Below are 20234 nucleotides of genomic sequence, written 5' to 3'. Positions count from 1 at the left end.
TGTCTGGAATTGTTATGAATAAATCAGTAATAAATGCGTGAAAATATGAAATCCGTAGAATCCCTTAAAGTTATCTTAATAAAACGATTTAGCCTACTGGTTATTCTTTTTTCATTGGTTGCCTGCAAGGAAAAAAATCCTCAAGTTGAAACAACCGACTTGAATGAGGTCAGCACGAAAGAATTACTAATTGAACAGCCTACCGACTTTGAAACTCCTGAAGGAATGGTTTGGGTCTCTGGAAAGACATTCGTTCAAGGAGCTAAAGATGCTGATGGGATGGCAATGCCTAGAGAAAAGCCCGGACACCAAGTTAGTGTTGATGGTTTTTTTATAGATGAGACCGAAGTGACAAATGCAGAATTCAGAGATTTCGTAGAGGCGACCAATTACATCACCATTGCAGAGCGACCCATAGATTGGGAAGAAATGAAGAAAGACTTGCCAGAAGGCACGCCTAAACCTGCAGATAGCATTCTCCAACCTGGATCACTGGTATTTAACAAGGACGTAGACGCCGTGGTAAATATGCAGAACTATGGTCAGTGGTGGAAATGGCAAACCGGTGCAGATTGGAAACATCCTTACGGACCCAATAGTAACATAGAAGAAAAGGATAATTTTCCAGTAGTACATGTTGCCTATGAAGATGCTCTCGCCTATTGCAAATGGGCAAATAGAAGACTGCCTACTGAAGCTGAGTGGGAACGTGCCGCACAGGGTAATAATAACAATGCCATCTATACTTGGGGTAACGATGCCGGCGAACTTTCTTCTAACGCTAATACGTGGAATGGAACTTTTCCAACCTCAAACACAGGTGAGGATGGTTTTAAATATATCGCACCTGTAAAGTCCTTTCCCGCAAACTCAATAGGCATATATGATATGTCCGGTAACGTTTGGGAATGGACCAGTGATACCTATAATGATAATTATTACAAAACTCTAAATACCAGTGCTCCCGTATTCAATCCACAAGGTGCCACAGAATATTACAATCCGCAGAATCCTTATCAGGTAGAAATGATTATGAAAGGTGGTAGCTATTTATGCCATGCATCTTACTGCTCGAGTTACCGCATTTCAGCACGTATGAGTACCAGCCGTGATTCTGGATCTGATCACTTGGGCTTTAGGACGGTTGTGGGTGAAAAAGAGCTTAAGACCTATAATAAGTAGTTCTTACAAATTTTGTTATACAAAAAATCATAGGTAATTTTTAGCAAGTCTAATTAAATGGGAACAACCTTTTAATTCCATTATGCTGTACACCTATCCTCCACCCAAAATACTGAACCATCAGTGATATCAATACATTGAATATTCTGCATCGGCAAATAAACATGTTTTCAAGTCAATTAATCATTTATAAATAGGTTTAGAAACCGATTTAAATTGACGCCTTTACGTTAATTGCTGAATTTCCTTTAGCCACTTTCTTACAAGATTAGATAAGATAATCAAAGAAAGTAAAGACTAAAACTCCAGACTTTTCAAAAGCCCAGCAGGTCTATTCTATTTTGACTCTAGCATTAGATTTGAAAATCTTCCTACATCATTAGGATATTTAACCCGAATTCTATCTACCCCTTTTGGGGTATATTTAACAAGAAATTTAGATAAACCAACTGTTTTCCATATTATTACTAAAAATTCGTACATCATGTTTCACTCGAGAATTGCACTTATTCTATTGCTCCTTTCATCAATCATTCTCACTGCTCAAGAAAAATATAAAGTAACGTATGATTATCAGACTGACCAGCTTTTATATTTCACTCTTAACAATAAAAATCAGGTCATCGATACGATTGATAATGCTAAGCTCAAACGAGGTAGCGTTTTAATGGTGGAGGTCAAAAACGTGAACCCTTTTGCTTTAAAAATTGAAACTACCGTTGAAGAAGAAAAGCTTCATGAAAGCTCAGGTAGTTTTGGATTTGGAAATTTGCTAGGAAGCATTCAAAACATTACAGGTGGTGGTCTTCAATTAAACACACCCGACCTACCTGTTTCAGACATTGCTGGTCTGGCTTCAAATGCTCGTGGCGGCAGCATGGTTGATGATCTTACTAAACTCACCACAAATGTCAAGGCGCTTAAGAAAATGATCCTAAGCAACATGAAAAACCCAAATCTTTCTAAAGAAAAAATGATTAGAAATATTAAAAACCTAGCTGCCCAAAATACGGATCAACGATTACCAGATCCTGAAGATAATCTCTATTTATATCTTGAAACGCTGGACCAATTAATCGCTAGCGACGTGCAAGAAATTAATTCGAGAGTCGACGATAGTGAGTTAGCAAATACCTCTAGAGGTACATCAGTTAAACGTTCATTGAATAGTTATTCCTTAAAGAGCACTGATGAAGTTGCCAGCATTGTCAATCTATATGCTAGCATCGAGGCAGCGACCTTTTCTCAGGTTTATGATTATCGTGTTACCGCAGACAAGGCTATGATAGAAATGAATTTCATTCCTAAATCTGATAATATGGAGGATAACAACGCTAGCAATGCCATAAAAATCAGAAGTATTCCTGTTAATGCAAAAGGTGGTTTTAAAATCAATAGCAGCGTCGCTCTTACTCTTAATAACTACGCAGGAAAATCGAACGATTATTTTATTGACACTAATGGTGATATAGGAGCCACACCAGACGATAGTTATACTCCTAATTTGAGTACCATGATCAACTTCTACCCTATCCTAGGGGAAAGTTTCAATATTGGTGGAAGTTTTGGACTCTCCATACCTATTGCAGATGAACTTACAGGTGTGAATTTCTTACTAGGACCATCCCTGTTTCTAGGTAATAAAAATAGATTTTCACTGTCAGGAGGCGTTGCCTTTGGTCCTGTAAAGCAATTGACTAACGGTCTTGTGATTGGTGATGCTGCCATAGGTAATGATGTGGACAGCTTTACTGAAAACAAGTATGATTTAGGCTATTATCTAGGGGTTTCTTTTTCTTTATTTGATTTAAATTAAAGAAATAATCTGATAATCAATCTATAAATTATATCGAACTAAGTGCGATATCAAAATCAAAATATCAACACTAAAAGATCTATAACACATTTTATTAAATTATATAATTTGAATCATCTTATCAACATGATAAAATCAGAATTTTATTTATTTGCCTTAGCTTTTTTTATTTTATTCTTTTCCTATGGTCAAAACTTGACAGATTATGAATTTGCTACTGTCAAGCGTAATCAGGGATTTATCACAGATATTATTATTGATGAGAGGACTAATGAAATACTGACTTCTGACAGTGAAGGAAATATCTTAATTTATAGTTCTCAAGACTATAAATATATTAGATCGTTAAGTCTGGCAAGTTCAAAAAAAATTGGAGCTATTCGATTAATAAATAACAATAAGGACTTATTAATAAACTACGTAAATTTTAACGAGGAAACAGGAAATCTTTCCTTTTACAATTTTGAAGATGATAAGATCTACAAAACAATAGAAGGTGATTTTAAAATAACTAATCCAAATGGCGAATCATTAATCGCAGTCCGTAACAATAAACAAGATTTATCTCTCTTTAGCAAAAGCCCATTCTCTCTAATTGACTCTTTAACCACAGATGGCAGTATATTATCAACCACAACTTCATTTGATAATTTTTTAATTGCTAACCTAGAGCAAACTGAAATTAATAAGAGTAATTCAGAAAATGATGAAAGCAATATCGAAATTAAGACACTTAGAATTTATGACGTCAGAAGGAATAAACAAATTTTTAATCATCGGTTTTTAGATCCTAATAAAATTCCATCAGCCATTATTTTTGAGAATAAAAGTCTTTTATGTGTGACTTCAAAAGTGGGGAGTACGTTTTCTGAAATTAAAAGAATCAATCTTAAAACTTTCGATTTTGAAGAATTGGGGTCTAATCAATTTTATACAGCAGACGCAGAAACCAATATTACATCAGTTGATAGAGGTGTAATTATGATTTTCAATAAACCTTTTAACGGCTATCGAAAGCCATATAAAAATGGGGTCATAATTTTAGAATTGAAAAACGGTAAGTATCAACAGAAATTTGAAGAATGCTCTTTAAATAATAGAGTTGGAATCCACAATAAAGTTAATAATGAATATTTTTTATTGACTCCTGAATATCATGAAGACATTGAACCTGGCATTAGTATTCACGATAAAAATTTTAAAATACTTAATAAGGAACTTGTACTTTTTAAAAATCAGATAAATTCACAATCTTTTTTTATTTCCGATGATTATTGGCTCTCCTATAATTTAAATAAAGGAAAGCATATTGTACTGACCCTGCGAAGTAATAACTCTTTAGCTAACATGTTAGTAGAGGGCAATGATGCAAAAGAATTTATAACAAGTCAACATTCACGCAACTTTGGGCCAGAAACATATAGTTTAAAGGAAAAATTATTGGATAAAAAAAGTGGCACTATCGGATTTCGCAGATTTGAAAAAGAAAATTCTGATAATAATTATAAAAACCAATATATCTATTACTCCCATGATTTAATCAATGGAGAAACAACAAAAGTTTTTGAATTTGAGATAATTGATAATTCAGATCTTTATAATGACTTGATTGCATTTAATTCAGTAGAAAATGCATTTGTAGAACATCGAAGTGGTCGCGCATCAAAACCTACTAAAGAAACTACTATTACGGTCTTTAGTAACGGTCATAAATTCAATGTTGGAAAAAGCGGTCGCAAAGGAGTTATAGAGCCTAGAACACTTAAATTCTCCAACTCTGGGCAATATCTCTGTGCTTACAGTTGCGATGAAAATTACAACTGGAGTTTTAAAATTTATGATTGGAAAAAAAATAAAATAGTTTTTGAAAAAAAAACTGAGGGAGAATCTTGGAAAACAACAGCTTGGGAGTCAATAGCTATTGGTGAAAATGATTTTATTTTTAACACCAACCAAGGCAGTTTTAAAATAGAAGAAATCAGTAATTTATATTCTGTGACTGATAGCTATGAAAACCCAGTATATTCTGCAGATTTTAAAAATAAGGTTTCAATCTTTTTAAACAAGAATGGGATATTATACAATAATGAATTTCGCCCAATTGATGGTTTAGATGGCGCCCGGACCATTTCATTAAATACAGATGCTTCAAAGTTATTAGTAAACTTTGATAACGGAACTTCTAGATTGCTGGATACTAAGAGTTTTAAATGGTTAAACACTATAGTTAATTTTAAAGATGGTAAGACCTTAATTTATAACACAAAAAAGAAGTACTACAGCAATACTGATGATATAGATGGCTATTTATTTTTGAGGAAAAATAATGAGCGCCTTTCCATTCTTAATGATACTTTAAACTTATTTGATCCAATTTCAATACTTTCTGATTTTGGAGATATTGATACGGAAATGAAAACTAAGTTAAACAAAGCTGTTACTCTTCGGAACAAATTTAGCGATGAAACTAAAACAGGTTTAAAGATTATTGAGGACTTTTCAGTCGTATTGAATAAAAAACCGTCAGAATATACAATTGAAGTAAATCTAGCAAAGGATCAAGAACCAAGCTTACAACTTAAAGTAAATAACGTCCTACAAAAGAAGTTAAAATTCAAAAAAGTTGATTCTAAAAAATATCAGGCGAATATATATTTAACGCAAAAGATCAATAGGCTTGAATTGACAACTGAAACAAGTAATGGTAAGTCTAAACCTATTATTAAAGAAGTCATAAATGACTCAGATATTGAGCGAGATCTTTATGTGTTTACTGTAGGCGTCTCAGATTATTCGGATAAGAAATATAAATTGAATTATGCAGATAAAGACGCTACAGATATTTCTTTTGTTTACGACAAAATAGATTCAAATAAGGTAGTCAGATACCTTGACGAGCATTATCCTGCATCTATATTAAAAAAGGATTTAAATAATACTGTTACAAAACTTTTGACAAATCAACCTTCTGCCCATCTTTTCATAAACCATGATCCTTATGAATATGCAAACCATATGCCCACTCAAGTTTCAAAAGATGGGAATTATTGGATACTTCCCATGGACTCAGGCGAAATGACAGATTATACCCGTACTACGAACGTGACGAAACTTTATGATTTTAAGAATAATGCCGTAAAAAAGATCACTTTTGACGTTCCCTATGAACATATGGTAAATTTTTTCAAATCTGCCTCAAACAGCGAAGGTTGTTATTTTGTTTATGAAGAATCTTTTGAAAAAGAAGAGGTCTATTATTTAGATTTTGACTCAGGAAAAAGTATAAAAACAGATGTTGACTTTAGCATTCAAAATGCTTTTCAATTCAATCAAAAGGAATGGCTTGAAATTAACAATTTAGACAATCCAAACGATTCGATTACTGAATCATTCTCCAGGAAAGACAGATTAATTAAAAAAGATAGTTTGCTTTATGCTCTACGACATTTGAAAGTCAATAATCAATGGATCATCAAAAAACAGCCCTTAATATCGAAGGGTGAAAATATAAGCTTAGAAAACGCAGTGTTTACATTGCAAGACGTATCATATGATGGAAAATTAATTGTCATTCAAGAATTTTACGAAATTCCAGACCCTCATATACCCGAATTTTCCATGTATAAAATAAGGTATAGGCTTTTTGAATTAGATAACGACTTTTATACCGAAATAGCTTTCGATTCTAATTGGCTTGATTTAGACTCTCAAGTTTGGATTAGTGCAGATAAGAAAGAACTATACGCAATTCAACATTATGGTCAAGATGCTAATTATGAAAGGGAAGACAAAACTCTATATAATTTCTTCACTTATGATTTGTCAAAGAAAAAACTAATTACAAACAAGCGAATAAACGCATCAAATGAAATTCACATTTTTGGAAATAATTACGGTAAACCATTTTTTTTAACTTCTAGTAGATCTGGGAATTATGAAGATGAATACGAGACCTTTAAATCCATCGTTGAAGACCTTAATTTTTTACACTACCAACCAGCCTCTTTTAAAACTGAGTTTGTAAAGTCACTTATTAATGAAAATGCAACCTCAAAAAACATAATCTCAGCTGCGGAAGACTTTTTTAAAGACGCAAAACCAGAAGATCAAATTATGCTTTTCTTAGCTGGCCATGGTGTTTTAGATAATCAATTAGAATATTATTACGCTCCATATGACATGAAGTTTAATAAACCAGAAAAGAATGGTATTTCATACAGTACGATTATTGATATGTTATCTAATTCTAGAGCTTTACAAAAGCTTCTCATAACAGATACTTGTCATTCAGGAAATACTTTTGATATAGAAAATTATGACATTGAAGAGGAAAAAGAAAAGTCTGGAATTAGAGGTAGTATTGCGAAAAGAACCGCTCAAAAAGATGGAGAGATATCTGTCTCATCCATAATTAATTCTGTATTCGATAATTTTTACAGTAATTCTGGTGTGACTGTGTTATCTGCATCTTCAGGAGAAGAGGTTGCTTATGAGTCTGATATTATAACTAATGGTGCATTTACTCGAGCCTATTTCGAAACAATGAAAATTCCGATAAAGAACGAATACTATAATGAAAACGACTTTAATGAATTCATAAAAACACTCAACAACAATTTATTAGAAATAACTGATGGAAAACAAAAGATGGATATTAAAGAGTTTAATGAGCTCATCAAAATAAGGTTTTGGTAAATATGCGAATTACCGAAAAATGAAACTTTTTACTACTTAAGCTTGGCATTCCTATTAATCACAAAAATAAACCCATGAAAAAAATTTTATTTACCGCAATATTCTGCCTAACAAGTATTCTTGCACAAGCCGAAAAATATGCAATAATTGTCGCCGTGGGCGATTATCCAGAAAATTCTGGATGGGGCAACATAAGCAGTGTTAACGATGTTGATCTTATTAAAACCTCACTTGCGAGCCAAGGTTTTTTAGAAAAAAACATGGTCACCATCATGAATGACCAAGCCACTAAAGCGGGTCTTCTAAGCACGTTTGCTGACCTTCAGAAGCGACTTAAAAAAGGAGATATTCTTGTGGTTCATTTCTCCATGCACGGTCAACAAGTCTTTGATGATAATGGTGACGAGGTGGACAACCTTGATGAAGCCCTAGTGCCTTTTGATGCATTTGCGACCTATTCTGACTCCTACACGGGTCAAAATCACTTGAGAGACGACGATCTAGGTAATATCATTAAAGGGTTTAGAAATAAATTAGGGGCTGACGGTCAGCTACTTTTCTTACTGGATAGCTGCCATAGTGGTGGTGCTACCCGTGGTGCTAAAGCGCGCGGTGGCAACGGTGCACTGGTCCCGCCTAATTGGGATGAAGAGAAAAAGAAAAAAAGCATTGCCGCAACCTCAGACGGTAGTGACTTGATGGAAAAAGTAGAATTGAATAAAAAAGCAGCTCCATTTGTGATGATTTCAGGAGCTAGCTCGCGTGAATTGAATTATGAATATAAAGGCAATGGTAGTTTGAGTTACGCTTTCGCGAAAGCGATGACAACCTTAGGCACTGATTTTACCTACAGACAATTATTCAATAAAATAACTGCCGAAATGGCCACTATTGCACCACGCCAAAAACCAGCAATTGAAGGTGATATTGATTATAAATTATTCAAAGGTGAGTATGTGCAACAACAGCCGTATTTCACTATTAAAAGAGTCGTCAACCCCAACTCCATTAGTGTCAATGCAGGTAGCGTACAACAGTTTAATAAAGGTACTACAGCACACATTCTACCCGCCGGTACTGCACAATTTGATGAGAAGCTTAGTCTTGCCAAAGGAACGGTGACTAGGTCTATGTTTAACGAATCAAGACTACTACTAGACAAAGAGTTGCCTAACACGGTAGCACAAGATTACATCGTTTTTATTGATCAAATCGCTTATGGAGATCTTGAACTCAACGTTTATTTGAAGGATAAAGCCGAATCGATAGAAGAAGGCGTCAAAAATTATTTAGAGACCAATGCATTAGGAAATCTGGTCACTGACATCAGTCTAGCAGATGTTGTGGTAGAGCAGGAAAATGGAGATTACTTTCTTAAAAGCCCAACAGATCTTACCTATCTCAATGCAGATGAAGATTATCGTGGCGCTTCTAATCTTGAAAAGTTGCAGGACAATTTATTTACCTATGCACAAGGATCGTATATACGCAGCTTAAAAATGAGCAACCCTACCTATGAATTCAGTTTTAAATTAATACCAGCACTAGAAGGAACAGAAAAAGATCATCTTGATGAAGATGGTGTTTTTAAAATTAGTGAACAACAAGCAGCATACCTAGAGGTTACCAACCATAGCAATAAAGACTTGTACTTCACTATAGTTGAAGTGTATACAGACGGTAAAATTATACCCTTCATGCCTAATTCAGCATGCGATTACACAGCAGATGGGCGGTTGATCCCACGTAAATCTACTAAGGTCATTAAAGGTTGTAGCTACACTTTTGCACCACCCTACGAGCGCATTGTTTTAAAGGGATTTGCCTCAACAACACCTATTAATCTAGAACCTGTGGTGACAAGAATAGACACACGTTCTAGTATTGATCCATTAGAAGCTTTAGTTAAAGAAACCTACACCCAATCACGTGGTGGTAGTGGTTCACGCACACAGTCCTCTGGCAACATCGCAGGATTTACAACAGAATTTGTCTATGAAATAGTAGAAAAATTATAATTATGAGATGTATCATTAAAAATATTTCAATTCTAATTGTTGCGCTTATGGCAACTATTAGTTATGGTCAAGACAAAGAACTTCCTGTACCTGCAGAGTATCCATTTGGTAATCCAAAGGACGACTCTCGAGGGGTTTTCGGAGATGATGACCGGTATGAGGTTAGCGATGTTAGTGGCATTGAAGACTATACCAGAGCTACCGCAGTTATGATTCCAAAGGAAAGCGTCTATGGAAATAGTCTTTATGGCGTTACGCTAAGAGATCGACTTACGTATCAATTTGGTACAGAGAACATGGATAAAAACGTTAAGTATTTAGACCAACCTACTATTGCGGGTTGTTCTGGATTTTTAGTGGCGCCAGATATTATGGTAAGTGCCGGTCATTGTATACTTACAGATGACGATGCTAAGGGATTCTATTGGTTATTTGATTATACCACCAATTTGAAATCAAGTGAAGATGGGTTTTTTATTGAATTTGATCCTGATAACTTGTACGAAATAAATGAAGTTCTGGAAGGAAAGTTAGAAGGTGAAGGAGAATACCAGAAAGATTATGTAGTGATGCGCCTAGATCGTAAAGTCAAAGACAGAAAACCATACCGCATTAGAACAAGTGGAAAACCCGCTAATGAAGCATCAGTCTATACTATTGGAGCACCTACTGGGCTACCTCTAAAAGTAGCTTTGAATAGCGAAGTTGTTGAGAACACGCCTGAACAGTGGTTCAAAACAGATATTGATGCTTTTCCTGGAAATTCTGGAGGTCCCGTTTTTGATCCCAATGGCTTTATTGAAGGTATCCTAGTACGTGGCGCCGTAGAATATGCTAATGGAAGTTACACAGGTGATTATAAATATGATGCAGATTGCGACTGCGTTAAAACCGTGACTTTCAGTAATGCTGATTACAATGCCGGATGCCAAATTCAAAAGATTAATGAAATACCTTTTAATTTTCTTGAAAGCATAATTTATGAAAATCTAGAAAATTCCATAAGGAACAATGACCCATCAGAGTTTGAGCGATGGGCAGTTTACTCCTGGATATTTAAAGAGGGCTATTTAGGCGACGGTGATAGTCTCGAAACTTTAATAATGGCCTATGATCGATCAGGACAATTATTAGGAGGCAGAGCTAAAATTTTAAAAGCCTTAATCAAAGAACATCAAGGCAGCTATGAAACTGGTTTCGAGAATAAATTGGTAGATTATGTGTACGATAGCGGTCATTCTGACCTTAGATCAATGGCGGCTGACTATTTGAATCTAGATGCGGTGGATCAAGATGGCGACAGCGCATTGATGAACATTATTTCACATGCATTTACTGATGTTGATATGATAAAAGAGCTATTAGAATATGGGGCAAATCCCAACTTAGTCAACAACAATGGAAAAACGCCATTACTTATTGCTACTGAAGGTAATATGCGAAAGCAACAAGAAATTGTCGAGCTGCTTCTAAAAAATGGAGCCAAACCCAATCAAAATACCTCTGGTGGTGATACCGCTTTATTAAATGCTGTAAAAAACAACAAAAGTGCTATTGCCGAATTACTTTTAGTCAATGACGCAGACGCCACAATTATAGATGGATCAGGTAATAGCGCATTGCACATCGCCGCAAGATCTGGAAATAGTGCTCTAGCTAAACTTCTCATTAAATATGGGGCAAATGCCAAGCTAAAAAATAGAGATCGTAGATACCCTGATAAAGTAGCTAAGAAAGCAGGACACAAAGATTTAGGTAAATGGTTGAAGAAGGAGCGTAAGAAAAAGTAGCCTGAATGTGATAAAAGTAATTTAATGTAATGGGATTGTCTTATTAATATGAGATCATTTGAAATCACTATTTCTAAGGATGATATCACAGAATAAATTTGAAAGCAATGACGGTAAAAATTACACACCTTTTCATCATTCTATTCTTATTCTCCTTGATAACGTTAGGCCAAGAACTACAAGTAGGCTTGCCAATAGGTCATAGCTCAATGATCAATTCATCTAAATTTAGTGCAGATGGCAAGTATATAGTGACTACATCTTTTGATGAAACCGCTCGTGTTTGGGAAACTTCTTCCAGTAAGTTATTGCATACCTTCGTGGGGCATTCAGCCAATCTTCTTGATGCTGAATTTAGTCATAACGGTAAAATGGTTGTAACTGCCTCTAGCGATAATACAGCCAAAGTTTGGGAAACAGCAACAGGGAAATTATTACTTACACTAAAAGGGCACTCAAAAACAGTAAGATCTGCTACATTTAATCCAGATGACAGCAATATAGTAACCATATCGGCAGATAATACAATTAAGGTTTGGAAAACAGATAACGGTAAATTATTACGAACTCTTAAGGAACATACAGACTGGGTGCTTTCAGTTGAATTCAGTCCAGATGGTAAGTCTATTTTGACTTCGTCTCGTGACAGCACTGCAATAATTTGGGATGCAAGATCAAAAAGGCTTTTAAAGAGACTAAAAGGACACACTAATATTGTTACCTCTGCAAAATTTAGCCCAAATGGTAAACAAATTATGACTTCATCTTACGACAGTACTTCTAGGCTTTGGGAAACTAGTACAGGCAGGTTAATTAACGAACTTAAAGGTCATAGGCGTAAAATTGAAGCGTCACTAATTAGTCCCAACGGAAAAACCGCCGTTACGGTTTCAGGGGATCAAACTGCGATAATCTGGGATCTCAAATCAGCTAGAATTCTTCAAGTTCTTAAAGGCCATACCGGTTCCATTATATCTCTAGACATTAGTAAAGACGGTAGGAATATTGCTACTGGTTCAGAAGATGGTACAGCTCGTATTTGGGAAGCTGATACTGGAATTCTGAAAAAGACCCTGGATAACGGCTCATTTGTAAACTCTATTAATTTTAGCTCGAACGGTCAGAATATAATGACCTCATCTCAATCTGATTCCACTCTACTATGGGATGTTTTGTCTGGAAGACTTCTACATAAGTTTGAAGGGGTTGTTCTGCGGGTTAACTCAGCAAAAGTAAGTGCCGATGGAAATAAGTTATTGATATCTAGTTACGGTAATAAACTACTAATAAGGGAAATCAGTACAGGAAAAAAAGTTCAAACACTACAAAGTAATAAAGGATCATTTCGTAACTTAGAAATAAGTCCTAGTGGGAATTACGCCTTGACCTCTTACTTAGGAATCGCAGAGCTTTGGGACATCATTTCTGGTAAACTATTACACCAATTTGAGGGCCATAAGGTTAATGATTATACTTATGAGATTAAATCAATAGCGATAAATCCTAATGAGGAGTCTATATTGATTGCCTCTAACAATCGTGCATCTCTGTATGATATTATCTCAGGAAAATTATTGAAAACATACGTTGGAGGCACTAAAGATATAAAAACAATCTCTTTTAGTCCTGATGGTAAAACGATTGCTATGTCATCTGATCGAGATTTACAATTATTCAAAACAGTGTATGGCAGGCCTCTAATAAAAGGCGTTCTTAAACATTCGAGTGGCGATGTGCAGGATGTTCAATTCAGTCCTGATGGGCAGAAAGTTGCTACATCTACTTACGATAAAGGTTACATTTGGGATGCTACCTCTTTCGAACTCTTAACAATACTTGATGGACATCAGGGTTTTGTTAATTCAATTCATTTCAGCCCTGATGGTCAGAACATTGTTACTTCTTCTGATGATAAGACCGCATCAATCTGGAGCGTCGCTTCTGGAAAGTTGATTCACACTCTTAATGGTCATGATGATTTAGTCAATTCAGCATTGTATAATCCAAATGGAAATTTTATAGTTACAGCTTCTGACGATGGTTCGATCATACACTGGGACTCCAAAACAGGCAAACAGTTGATTCGTCAATTTATTTTTGATGATGAGGATTACATATTATTTCTACCAGATGGATATTACTCGGGATCAAAAAATGCAGTTACTAATCTTTACTATAAAAAAGAACTTCAAACACTTGGTTTCGAGCAACTAGACATAAAGTACAACCGACCTGATAAAGTTTTAGAAGTTTTAGGTACTATAAATAATACACCAGACACTATAATGATAAGGGCCTATAAAAAGGCATGGCAAAAAAGAGTCAAAAAGCTCAAAATCGATACCACTAGCTTTACCGAAATTTTTTCCTTACCACAAAGCAAAATTACTAATAGAGAGTCAATTGCTTTTGATCAAAATAAATCTGAACTAGAGCTTAGTTTAAAAAGCTCAGATAGCCTTTATGCTCTTGACCGAATCAATGTTTGGGTCAATGAGGTTCCCTTATATGGGAAAAATGGAATTTCTTTAAAAGAAAGAGTATCAAACACCATTGATACCACAGTTACCCTAGAACTGTCAAACGGGATCAACAAAATAGAAGCATCTGTTTTTAATATGAACGGCACTGAAAGTTACAGACGTCCTTTATATATTAATTTTCAGACAAAAGAACTAACAAAAGAAAAACTTTATTTTGTTGGAATTGGCATAGATAATTATAAGGAAAAAGGTCACGATTTGAATTATTCCGTAAAGGATATCAGAGATCTATCGAAACAACTTAAGGTGAGGTATAATCAAAATATAGCAATTGATACCTTATTTGACAAAAATGTTACGGTTGAAAACATATTAAAACTCAAAGACAAATTACAAAAAACCAAAGTTGACGATAAGGTGATCATCAGTTTTTCAGGTCATGGTTTACTGAGTAATGATTTAGATTATTATCTAGGTACCTATGATGTAAATTTTAGTGATCCTGAAAAAAATGGATTACCCTATGAAGACTTAGAGTTTTTACTGGATGGAATACCATCTCGAAAAAAACTTTTGCTTATTGATGCCTGCCATAGCGGAGAAGTTGATAAAGACGAAGTTGAGGCAATCGCCAAAGTGGAAAACCTGAAACCAGGTTTAAAAGGTTCTATAGGCGTGCGAAATAAAAATGTGAAAATGGGTATGAAAAACAGTTTTGAGTTAATGAAAGAACTATTCAATAATGTGGATAGAGCGACAGGAGCAACTGTCATATCGGCTGCAGCTGGCACTCAATTTGCTCAAGAAAGAGGTGAACTTAAGAATGGAGTTTTCACCTACTGTATTCTAAACCAACTTAAAAGAAAAGAATCAATAAGTGTAAGCGAATTGAAAAGACTAGTAAGCAAACAAGTTGTAGCATTAACCAATGGTTTACAACAGCCCACAAGTCGCAATCAGACGATTGAAAATGACTGGAAAGTTTGGTGAGACTGAAACAAACACTAAATCATTATCTTACCACAACCTTATCGTGGTAAGTTCGTTTCTCTCTCTTATATCCATTTCCTGCTTATTGTTAGTCAGTTCTAGAATTTTGACACGTAGGTTATTTACAAACTCTGGCGAAAGTGTCAGCGATTGTTCATAATCAGGTTCTATTTGCATTCTACCGCTCAAACCAGACTTTACCTGTTGCATATAAGCTGTCGTAAACGCACCATTACTTAAATCCCTAGCTTCAAAAGCTACATCCTGGCCAGAGGACGCTGATAGTACTGTAACACCATTGACCGTATTAAGGTTATCAAATAATGTAGATACTACTTCAGATACTTTAATAGGATTATCCTTCTTCCCTACTCTCTTGGCAATACCGCCACGCTCTCCATCTTTTCCGTTTGCTTTAGTTATCTCATAACCTTCCATATCTAGCGTATTTCCAGAGTGACAGGTATCCATGAGCAAAAGCATTTTGGTAGACTGGGTGTCACCTAGAGAAGCAATGATATCATCAAAAGAAACTCCACGGTCAGTCACCTCATTGAAATCCATATCGTGTGGGGCATAATAGTAATTCAAATCTTGATCAAGTACACCGTGACCCGCAAAGAAAACCATCACCTGATCTTGCGGTCTTACCTTTGATTTCAAAGCTTTGAGCTCTTGTTGGATGGACTCTTGTGTGGCCTGTTCGTTCAATAAATAAGTGACCGTAGTTTTTTTGAAAGATGCTGGTTTTCCCGCTTTCGCGAAAGCGTCATTCTTATCCAACAATACAACTTGATTTTTATTAGCAAGGCTTTTCTTTTGCCTAAGCTCCAACAGTTCACCGCCATCCACAATAGCGGTAACGACATACTCTAGGTCTATCACTAACTTACTTTCCTCTAAAAGCTGAAAATCAAAATCGTACTTTTTCCATAGCAATCGTCTCTTCTCATTTTCATAAGAATCTTCAGACTGTGAAATGGTCTGATCGTCAACATTGATGAAATATTTATCTAAGGTGGCGATAGAAATTTCTTTGCTAGTTGAAATTAGGCTGAACTTTTTATCGTCCAAACTGTAAAGATGCAGTACATCAAAAAAGTCCTTAAATAAAAAATGAGAGCCCTCTGAAGATACGCTCAATAAGGTTAAACCTTGATCATTCTCGAGAGTACTTCTTATGATTTCCTTTTCATCACCATCGTACAAAGTAAGGGTGACTTCGGTTTTCATACCATTGTAATTGGCCTCATACAGCAACCACCTATCGTTGTTGAGCTGGTAGAGATTGTTGTTCTGGTATCGCAGATCTTGATCAAAAGGAAAGTCGATTGGTTCAAATGAATTTTTAGCTACATCGTATCGATTCCAATTACTGTTACTTAAAAAATAAAAGGCATCGCCATCAATGGTTGATACAAAGTCATTGTCAAATGAAACGGATTCAATCTGTTCCATGGCTGGTAAGTTCATAGCAGAAACACGAGCATCCTTGAAGTCAAACAAGTAAAACCTCTTTTCCATAGCGTTATAATTATACCAGTAACGACCATTTGCTCCTAAATACTTTAAATCAACACCGTATATATCAAAGTCAAACTTATTGATGGCTTCCATTTGTTGCTCGCCATCAACATTATGAATACTTAAGGGTTCTGCATAAAACTTATCGTAATAAGACTGAATATCCTCTTTTGGAATATCGCCATAAAACCTTGCGATATCAAGAGCATCCTTATCAGCAAAGGTGAGGTTATTACTCGACTGTTCGTACTGAGATACTCCTACTGCCAAGACATGAAGTACAGGCTCCAATGCTGAACCATTGTAGTTAATGGTAGTTTTAAGTAATCGATTATTGGAATCTTTATCTATTACTTCTATATGATTAACTGTGTCTGACACTTCAAAATCAAGGGAAATTTGATCTTCAACTACTTGCCATTGATCATTGCTCATGTTGACGCCATTGTGCTTGAAAAGCAAGTCATCATATGTTCCGTTGAAGGTGAAACGAATATTATTTTTAAGTTGGTTTGTTGATAGACTATTGCCGCCATTAACTTGAATATCATTGACATTAAGATCGACAGGATCTTTTTGAGTAGCTGTGGCTGTAGTTCGTATTTCTTCGGCTTTATTAATAGCGGCAAGGTATTCTTCATTTACATCACCCAAGGTTTTGAGTACCTCATCTGGTTTCAGGTAATCTCTGATCTTACCATTCTCATTATGCCGTATCGTCAATAAGTCGCTTGCATTAAAATTTGCTAGATAATATCCAGAATCACTCACCAGTAATTGGCGTTCATCATCTTCAAGAATCCATTGTGCTTTTCTATGATTGGTAGTAGTATCGTAGATATCAATATTTCCCATAGCATGGCTCACGAATAACAGACTAGCATCATTATTTAAAGAGAGCTCTACGGCAGGATTGGTTTGATCGATAGGTATTTTTTGATCGTCTACTACAATGCCATAACTATCTATTCCTATCGCAACTTTTTCATTATTATAAGCAAAAGCATTGATCTCAAAGCACTCGTTCTTTTGGGAAGTAATATTTTGATTCTCGTCCACTTCGTAGATTACAGTGTATTTCACACACTTGTTAAATTCAAAAGGAGGTTGTACCGACATGGCAAAACCTGTCGTATCGATAGAAATGACTTCATAACCTTGTTCTTTAACTAATTGCTCACTGTAGATAAGTTGTTGGGATTCAATATTTCGTATCTCAAAAAGGAACTTCTGATCAATGGTGGCAAGGAGTTCTCCGTTTTCACTTAAAACCGCTTTGAGGAATAATCCTTTCATAGGGTAGCAACTCTCCTCTGTACACACCTCTAAAGTCCTAAGACTTGGATATTCAGTAACTGTGAAAGGCCGATCCACAACAATAGCTAACTTTTTAGAACTGCTGTAGTCGACGATACTTTTACGTGTGCTTAATACTGGTGAGAGGTAAGAAAAAGTATCTTCATCCAGATTATAATCGATGAGCCTGAGTTCATCCGCGTATTTACCCATAAAGGCAATACTATTGTGTTGAAATTCCTGTTGACCTTTTGAAAAGTTACGGTCGTACCTATCAATACCTTTATTGAGTTGAAGCCAATCGTCAAATTTTAATTTGTTGTACTTATTTTGAAATGTAGAAGCTTTATAATATCTGATATTGGTTTCATAATTTGAATTGTATTCTTGAAGGATATAATCTCCATTGGCTAGAAAAAAAGCTCTGTTATCGCCATAAGTCAAGGATCTTCCTAACTCGACTGACCGCTTGTTGGCTATATTAAATTCAATAATTGAATGAGGTTCATCACGTCCCGTATCTGAGTTGATAAATCCTCTGATGAGATTTTCTTTTGCAATGTACAGGTGACTTATAGGTTTATCAATTTGATACTTTGATATTTTGTAAGCTCCTTTCTTGCGACTACCATGTATTACAGGTGTCTCAAAGCTATTACTACCAGAGAATAATATCCATTGATTACCATTATTTGAGATTTCAAAACGCCAGTCGATTAGAAAGATTTTTGTCTGGAAAACTAAATCTTTAGCAAAACTATCTAGTTGATACCTGAATATGCTAAGTGTCTTTAAATCCTGATCATATTCAAAAAGCAGGAAAGATTTTGAATTCTCAAAAAGCACCTTATAGTTTACTCTACTTTCCTTTAGTGGCTGGGTATGCAAAATCTCTCCATCAAATTTCCTGACAACCAATTCGTTCTTATAATCAATCCCGATGTTTTGGGTAAAAACATAAACAGAATCTTGAGGTAAAAACGAAATATTCTGTACTGTTTTACTAGTTCTTGTAGCACCTACTTGAGAGTAAGGATTTCTTTGAAAAATGACCATTCCATTTTCAATATTAGAATTGACCACTGCCACTAAATAGTTTTCATGACTTTTTTCTTTGAAGGTCCCTTTAATTCCCGAGCTTGATGCCATCTTTCCAGAATCAAGTTCATATGTATATAAGGAGTCTATAGGCTCGTTAGGCGTTAAGTAGTATTTTTTGACAATTGTTAAACGCTCATCATTTATGCTTAGTAATCTAGATATAGGAACGTTATCTGCTTGCTTAAAAGTAGATAGGTAGTCACCAGTTTGCTGATCGTGTATTAATATTTTGCCTGAAGTATCTGCAGAATATACCTCACCTCTTTTCTCTAAAACCACTACATCAGTTACAGGGGCATAATGTACATCCTTCAATAGAACGCCTACAGGATCATCTTGTTCTTGAGATAAACAAACTATACCAAGTGAGAAAAAAAGTAGACAAGTGAAAAGCTTCATGTTTTTAATTCCCTAAAATTTTCTGGATCGTAGCAGATCCACTTTTAATGACCGAATCCTTGTTGTCTGATAATATACTAGGCAACTGATTGATGTACTTGCTCTTGCCACCTTCATATTCTTGTAGTTGCACATTGACTTTGACGATACCATAGTTTTGGAATTCATCTTCGGCCAGATAAGGTATATCCACATACCATGGTGAGAGAATAGGTGTTTGAATTTGATTTTCTGGACCGTATTTCAAGTTGCGTAAATCATATTCCTGCTCTACAAGCACAGCCTCCATAGGCGTGTTATCTTTATTGCGCCATTGACCAGTTATGGAAACCGATAGCCTTGCATTAAGATTCTCATCTTCATAAATCTTAGTTCTTGAGAATAGAATACGCAACTCATTAAAGCTTAATCGAGAAACTCCTGGATTTTCTGAGTCGGTTAATATTTCAATTACCGCCTCAAAATTGAGTAGGTCTTCTTTATCATCTTGTATCCTCAAAACGTTATCATCAAAAGTAAAAGCAGCAGCAGCAGCAGATGTACCTCTTGGCTTAGGCTGCGCATCTATTTCGCTTTTTATGGTGCTAACGATTTCTGCTTTTTTCTCTGCATTTGCAGGTGCTTCATATTTCTTAATATGAATCTCATTATAGGTTTTTGTAACCGTACCGTTAGTACTATTAAAATAGTAGTAATCGTTGATGGATAAGGCTTGCGAGTAAGAGCTCGTTAGTGATTTGGCTGTTTTTACAGCAAGGTAATCAGCACCTAAAAACAATCCCTGTAAAGCAATCTCTACCATACCGCCGCGACTGCCAGGCTTCTTCATCTCTACCACAAACTCTTCATCACCTTGAATGTAGGACCTTTTATGTACTGAGCATGAGGTCAAAACTAAAGCGAGTAGAATAACAAATGTGTAATATTGTTTCATTTATTT

At 35.4% G+C, this 20234-nt stretch carries 8 protein-coding genes; 6 read left to right on the top strand and 2 right to left on the bottom strand.

Annotated features, from left to right (window positions below; all coding sequences use genetic code 11):
* The first annotated feature begins 45 nt into the window (after positions 1–45).
* From BLO34_RS03110 to BLO34_RS03085, 6 genes are all read left to right on the top strand, one after another.
* Positions 46–1182, top strand: coding sequence for a formylglycine-generating enzyme family protein (locus BLO34_RS03110; RefSeq protein WP_090756387.1), 1137 nt, complete (start codon positions 46–48; stop codon positions 1180–1182).
* 484 nt (positions 1183–1666) lie between these two features.
* Positions 1667–2998, top strand: a complete 1332-nt coding sequence (locus tag BLO34_RS03105; RefSeq protein ID WP_090752502.1) for a hypothetical protein — start codon at positions 1667–1669, stop codon at positions 2996–2998.
* A 126-nt stretch (positions 2999–3124) separates the two neighbouring features.
* Positions 3125–7693: a caspase domain-containing protein gene (locus tag BLO34_RS03100; protein ID WP_090752500.1), complete on the top strand. Its 4569-nt coding sequence runs from the start codon at positions 3125–3127 to the stop codon at positions 7691–7693.
* A 74-nt stretch (positions 7694–7767) separates the two neighbouring features.
* A complete protein-coding gene (locus BLO34_RS03095; RefSeq protein ID WP_090752497.1) occupies positions 7768–9711 on the top strand; it encodes a caspase family protein in 1944 nt (647 codons plus the stop codon).
* Between the two features lie 2 nt (positions 9712–9713).
* Positions 9714–11501, top strand: coding sequence for an ankyrin repeat domain-containing protein (locus BLO34_RS03090; protein ID WP_090752495.1), 1788 nt, complete (start codon positions 9714–9716; stop codon positions 11499–11501).
* Between the two features lie 107 nt (positions 11502–11608).
* Entirely contained in the window at positions 11609–14974 is a 3366-nt protein-coding gene (locus BLO34_RS03085; protein ID WP_090752493.1) for a caspase family protein, read from the top strand.
* 27 nt (positions 14975–15001) lie between these two features.
* Here BLO34_RS03085 and BLO34_RS03080 read toward each other — a convergent pair whose 3' ends face one another.
* Positions 15002–19294 carry a caspase domain-containing protein gene (locus BLO34_RS03080; RefSeq protein WP_090752492.1) on the bottom strand — a complete coding sequence of 1431 codons (4293 nt, stop codon included), beginning with the start codon at positions 19292–19294 and terminating at the stop codon, positions 15002–15004.
* Between the two features lie 4 nt (positions 19295–19298).
* Entirely contained in the window at positions 19299–20228 is a 930-nt protein-coding gene (locus BLO34_RS03075) for a hypothetical protein (protein WP_090752491.1), read from the bottom strand.
* Between the last annotated feature and the right edge of the window lie 6 nt (positions 20229–20234).

The organism is Nonlabens sp. Hel1_33_55, from assembly GCF_900101765.1.
In the GTDB taxonomy this organism is placed as follows: Bacteria; Bacteroidota; Bacteroidia; order Flavobacteriales; family Flavobacteriaceae; genus Nonlabens.
This window is presented reverse-complemented; position numbering and strand designations above follow the sequence as displayed.